This window comes from Corynebacterium sp. MC3, assembly GCF_900099485.1.
GTDB lineage: Bacteria > Actinomycetota > Actinomycetes > Mycobacteriales > Mycobacteriaceae > Corynebacterium > Corynebacterium pseudogenitalium.
This window is the reverse complement of the sequence record NZ_LT622801.1, coordinates 1-4,929: the sequence shown is the minus strand read 5'-3', so window position 1 is coordinate 4,929 and position 4,929 is coordinate 1. Positions and strand designations below refer to the sequence as shown.

Below are 4,929 nucleotides of genomic sequence, written 5' to 3'. Positions count from 1 at the left end.
AGACCTCGGGGGTGGTCATGCCTTCGAAGTACTTGTCGACCGCGGACTCGCGGACGGTGTCGGGGAACTTTGCGGGCATCGGAATACCTTCCAGCCCTCAACACTCCAACGAAATGTCCGCGCTCCCTCCCCTCCCAAAATCCGGATTACTACAATCCTGTTACTCCCATTTGCGCAAAGGGCGCTGATGAGCCGAGCTGGTCGGCGCCCTGCCGAGCTAGTCCTTCTTGGCCCCAGACTCAGACTCAGAATCGGAGTCTTCGGCTTCGTAGCCGTCGGCCCAGGTGCCGGTTTCGTAGTCGTAGCCGACGTTTTCGCCGTCCTCATTGGTGCGCTGGTACCAGTCGGTGACGTGGGCGGCGGTGGAGTCGAAGTCGGCGCCGGCGCCCTTGCCTTCGTCGGCTTGGTTGACGGTGAGTTCGAAGTCGTCGCCGTATTCTTCGAGGCCCTTGATCACAGCGGCGCGCATCGCGGAGCGCGCGTAGGTGTTGCGGATCGCGAGTGGGTCGGTGGAGAGATCCCGCAGGAAGGCGATGCCGATGAAGATCAGGATGACGGAGAAGGGCAGCGCGGAGAGAATGGTCAGGGACTGCAGGCCGGACAGCGCGTCTTCGCCGCCGGTGAGCAGCATGACGACGGCGATGCCCATCATGCATGCGCCCCAGAACAACACGATGAGCTTCTTCGGTGCCGGGTCGCCCTTGGAAGACATGGTGCCCATGACGACGGAGGCGGAGTCGGCTGAGGTGATGAAGAAGATCGAGAGGATGACGATCAGGAGCACCGAGGTGATGCTGTACAGCGGTAGCTGCTCAAACATGGCGTAGAGGACGCTTTCGGTGGAGCTGGTGCCGTCAAAACCTGGGATGTTGTCCCGGTTGAAGGAGATGGTGGTGCCGCCGAAGATGGTGAACGCGAGGATGAGCACGGTCGTCGGTACGACGATGGTGACGATGACGAACTGTCGCAGCGTGCGGCCGCGGGAGATGCGGGCGATGAACATGCCGACGAACGGGGTCCACGCGATCCACCATGCCCAGTAGAAGGCGGTCCAGGCCGACTGGAAGTCGAGGGTTTCCGTGCCCCAGGTCAGCGAACGGGACGCCATGTCCATGTACTTGTCGACGTACGCGATCGTGCCGGACGGGATCAGGTTCGTGAGGAACAGGGTCGGGCCGGTGACGAACACGAAGAAGATCGCGCCGAGTGTCAGCGTGATGTTGATGTTGGAGAGGATGCGCACGCCCTTGGACACGCCGGAGACGGCCGAGATCATGAAGCCGGTAGACAGCAGCATCACGATGGCGATGAGCACGCCGGTGGACACCTCGATGCCGCCGACGATGGAGACGCCCTCGGTGATCTGCAGGGACGCAACGCCGAGGGAGGCCGCGGTGCCGAAGAGGGTGGCGACGATCGCGAGGATGTCGACGATCTTTCCGGTCCACGCGGCACCACCCTTGGTCAGCGGGGTGAAGATGGAGGACATGAGGGAGACGCGGCCGCGGCGGTACGTCGAGTAGGCGAGGGCACCGCCGACGAGTGCGTAGGCTGACCACGGTGAAACGCCCCAGTGGAAGTGGGACTGCGCCATGGCTTGGTGCAGGGCTTCGGGGGTTTCGGCGTCGACAGTCAGCGGTGGTGGGGTGATGTAGTGGTTGAGGGGTTCGGAGGGGCCGAAGAAGAAGATGCCGACGCCAATACCTGCCGCGAACATCATGGCGATCCAGGAGAAGAAGGAGTACTCCGGTTCCTCGTCGTCCTTGCCGAGCTTGATGGTGCCGAAGCGTGAGAACGCGATGACGAGCATCAGGACGACGCAGCCGGACATGATGATGTTAAACAGCCAGCCGAAGTTGTACATGCCCCAGTTCAGTGCGTTGCCGGCGACTTCGCCGACGGTGTCTGGGGCGGCGATGCCCCAAATGATGAACGCGACGATGAGCACCGCTGTGACACCGAAGACGAGTTTGTCCACCCCGAATCGGTTGCGTTGTTCTTCTACGCTGATCCCGGGGACGAGTCCGGGGTGCATGTCGTCGGGGTAGGCGGGTGCAGCATTGGTGCTGGACATGAGGTGCTCCTTGAGATTGTGAGTCTCTTAGTTAACCGCATCCGGGACGATATGGCTAGTTGGGTCCGGACGTTTTCGGCGGTTGATAGCCAGGAGGAGCAGCGTTGTACCGATGGTGAATGCGGAAGAAAACGCCAGGTCAACCCACCCAAGCTCGGTGGGGCTGGCGTCGGGTTCGATGAAGAAAACAGAGATATTATTAAACGCGTGCATCACCACTGCGGCCTCGAGTCCGCCGGTGTACCAGACAAGGGCGGAGACGCAGATGGTGAACACGAGGATGTCGGTAAGTCCGATCCAGTTGTACTCGTGCAACGCCACGAAGGGGATGACCGGTACCGCGTACGCCACCCACGGCGAGCGCACCCACGTGCCGACGATCTGGGGGATAGCGCCGCGGAACATGAACTCTTCCGACGCCGCCTGAAACGGCGTGATGAGCACGTACATCAGCAGGATTGGCGTGAGGTCGATGTCTTCCCACGGCGTGGTCAGGCCGAACAGTACCAGCATGACCAGGCTGCTGCGAAGCACGATTGGCCAGCGCACGCGGCCCGCCACGCTGACGAGCAGCGCCGGATCGCGTCCGGCCACCCGTGCTGCGAGGAACGCCGCCGGCAGCGTCAGCGCAAGGCTGAGCACGATGGCCAGCTGAGATTCCATGTCGCCGGTGGCGTCCAGGAAGAAGAAGGCAGCCAGCGTCAGCGTGAGGAAGAACGCTACGAGCAGCAGCGCCTCTATGAGCGCGCGCCACCACGGCCGTTCAGCGGCGAGGAGGTGGTACTCAGGGTAGGGCTGCAACGGCGACCTCCAGCGCGATGCTCGCGGAAGCACCCGGGATCAGGGTCACGCCGCGGCGGTCTTCGCCGAGCAGCGCTGGCTCCACGCACACGAAGTGCGCCCAGTCGTCGTCGCCGAGGTCCTCGGCGTCGCGGCAGACGTCGGGGCCGGGGTTCCACACCACGAGGTGGTCGGTGCCGGTGCAGGTAAACGTGAGCTCGCGCGTGGCGTCGCGGAGGACGGCGCTGGTCGCTCCGGCAATCACGGCGTCGGTTTCGTTGCCGAAGCGCAGCGGGCCCTCCACCGTCTTCAACTCGCCGTCGGTTTTGTCGAGGAAGCGGGAGCCTTGGACACCCGAGAGCTCCGCGGTTGCCGCGTCGCAGGCCCAGTAGGGGTGCAGCGCGATCTGGACGGGCCGCGGGGTGGTCGCCCCGTTGGTGATGGTCAGTTCGAAGCGCGAGCGGGCGTCGTCAAGCTGGCTGCGGAAGACGAGGTGGAAGTTGTCGTGGCTCACGCGCATCGTGTCGCCGTCGTGTTGCCACTCGAGGCTGGTTGCCCAGCCGTGCATCTGCTCGCCGAGGGTCTGTGCGAACCACGGGGCAACAACTGGGATGCCTCCGTGGGCCGGATTGTGCTGGGAATGAAAAAACAGTGGTTGCGTCACGGCTCCCAATGCTAGTGGGGGTATAGCATAAGGGCCATGTCTCTGTTTGCTTCCTCTCTCCACTGCGTTGATGTCCCCTTCGAGCGCGAGGGGGTGCAGCTGTTCGCGCGCATCGTGCGCAGCGCCACGACCGCGAAGGACGCGCCGGCGCTGCTCTTCCTCCAGGGCGGCCCAGGTTTCCCGAGCCCACGCGAGCGCTTCGAGTGGATCGAGTACGCCACCAAGCGCGGCTACCAGGTGGTGCTGCTGGATCAGCGCGGCACGGGCCGCTCCTCCCGCATCGATCGCGCCATGCTTGGCGACGCCACCATCGACTTCACCCGTCTTCGCGCCGACGTCATCGTGGACGACGCGGAAGCGCTGCGCCGCACGCTGGGGCTGGCGCAGTGGGACGTGCTGGGCCAGTCCTTCGGCGGGTTCTGCCTGGTGCACTACATGCTGCGCTACCCGGACTCGCTGCGTGCGGCGCTGTTTACGGGTGGGTTGCCCTCGATCAGCAGGGGCGTGGACGAGGTGTACGAGGCGACGTTCGCCACCGTGCGGGCCCGCCACGAGGAGCTCTTCGAGGCAGTGCCGTGGGCGCAGGAGCGCATCGCGGAGGTGTGCGAGCACCTCGAGCAGCGCGAGGAGTTCCTGCCAACCGGGGAGCGGCTGAGCGCGCGGCGTTTCCGGACCATCGGCACGCTGTTGGGGCAGGAGGGCGGCGCAGGCACGATCGCGGCGCTGCTCGAGGCCCCCTTCCACCCGAATGGTGCGATGCGCACGGACGTGCTTGCGCAGATCGGCGCGCTGGTCAGCTACGAGTCTGGCCCGCTCTACGGGGTGATCCACGAATCCATCTACGGCGGTACCGTACCGGGTGCGACCGCGTGGTCGGCGCAGCGCGTCGCCGAGCGCACTCCCGGCTTCGGCGCCGGCGAAGGGTTGCTCACCGGCGAGCACGTCTTCCCGTTCCAATTCGACGAGGACCCGGCGCTGCGCCCCTTCAAACAGGCAGCGCACGAGCTGGCGGCCAAGGACGATTGGCCCAACCTTTACGCCGGGGCTGCAGGGTTCAACGCAGCCGACCACGGGATTCGGACCGCGGCGGCCGTCTATACGCAGGATATGTACGTGCCGCGCCAGTTCTCCCTCGAGACCGCCGAGGCACTCGGCATCAACGTGTGGGAAAACGACCACATGCAGCACGACGGGCTGCGCAAACACGGCGAGGCCGTGCTGGGCAAGTTGCTAGAAATCGTAGGCGTCTAGCTCGGCGGCGCTTGGGTAGGAGGGCTGGGCACCCGGCTTGGTCACCGCGATTGCGCCGACCTTCGCCGCGACCTTCGCGGCCTCATCCAGCGTGTCGCCCTCGACGAGTCGGTGGCACAGCGCGCCGGCGAACGCGTCGCCAGCGCCGACGGTGTCGACG

General features: G+C 65.0%; 5 protein-coding genes. 1 reads left to right on the top strand and 4 read right to left on the bottom strand.

Annotated elements, in window-relative coordinates:
- Positions 1-217: 217 nt before the first annotated feature.
- From BQ4436_RS00050 to BQ4436_RS00040, 3 genes are read right to left on the bottom strand one after another with little or no spacing between them, the layout of a single operon-like run.
- Positions 218-2,074, bottom strand: a complete 1,857-nt coding sequence (locus BQ4436_RS00050) for a BCCT family transporter (protein WP_070975095.1) — start codon at positions 2,072-2,074, stop codon at positions 218-220.
- A 27-nt stretch (positions 2,075-2,101) separates the two neighbouring features.
- On the bottom strand, positions 2,102-2,875 hold the full coding sequence (locus BQ4436_RS00045; protein WP_070478030.1) for a CPBP family intramembrane glutamic endopeptidase: 774 nt from the start codon (positions 2,873-2,875) through the stop codon (positions 2,102-2,104).
- Positions 2,859-3,518, bottom strand: coding sequence for an aldose epimerase family protein (locus tag BQ4436_RS00040; protein ID WP_070478029.1), 660 nt, complete (start codon positions 3,516-3,518; stop codon positions 2,859-2,861). Before BQ4436_RS00040 ends, BQ4436_RS00045 begins: the two co-directional genes overlap by 17 nt.
- A gap of 36 nt (positions 3,519-3,554) precedes the next feature.
- On the opposite strand from BQ4436_RS00040, the gene BQ4436_RS00035 reads away from it, so the two are divergent.
- On the top strand, positions 3,555-4,769 hold the full coding sequence (locus tag BQ4436_RS00035) for an alpha/beta fold hydrolase (protein ID WP_070975093.1): 1,215 nt from the start codon (positions 3,555-3,557) through the stop codon (positions 4,767-4,769).
- Here BQ4436_RS00035 and BQ4436_RS00030 read toward each other — a convergent pair.
- Positions 4,749-4,929: PfkB family carbohydrate kinase (locus tag BQ4436_RS00030; RefSeq protein WP_255366065.1), on the bottom strand; the 181-nt coding region annotated here is incomplete at its 5' end. The genes BQ4436_RS00035 and BQ4436_RS00030 overlap by 21 nt on opposite strands.

Coding starts and splice junctions, on each gene's coding strand:
- BQ4436_RS00035 (WP_070975093.1), top strand. CDS start 3,555: ATGTCTCTGTTTGCTTCCTCTCTCCACTGCGTTGATGTCCCCTTCGAG.
- BQ4436_RS00050 (WP_070975095.1), bottom strand. CDS start 2,074: ATGTCCAGCACCAATGCTGCACCCGCCTACCCCGACGACATGCACCCC.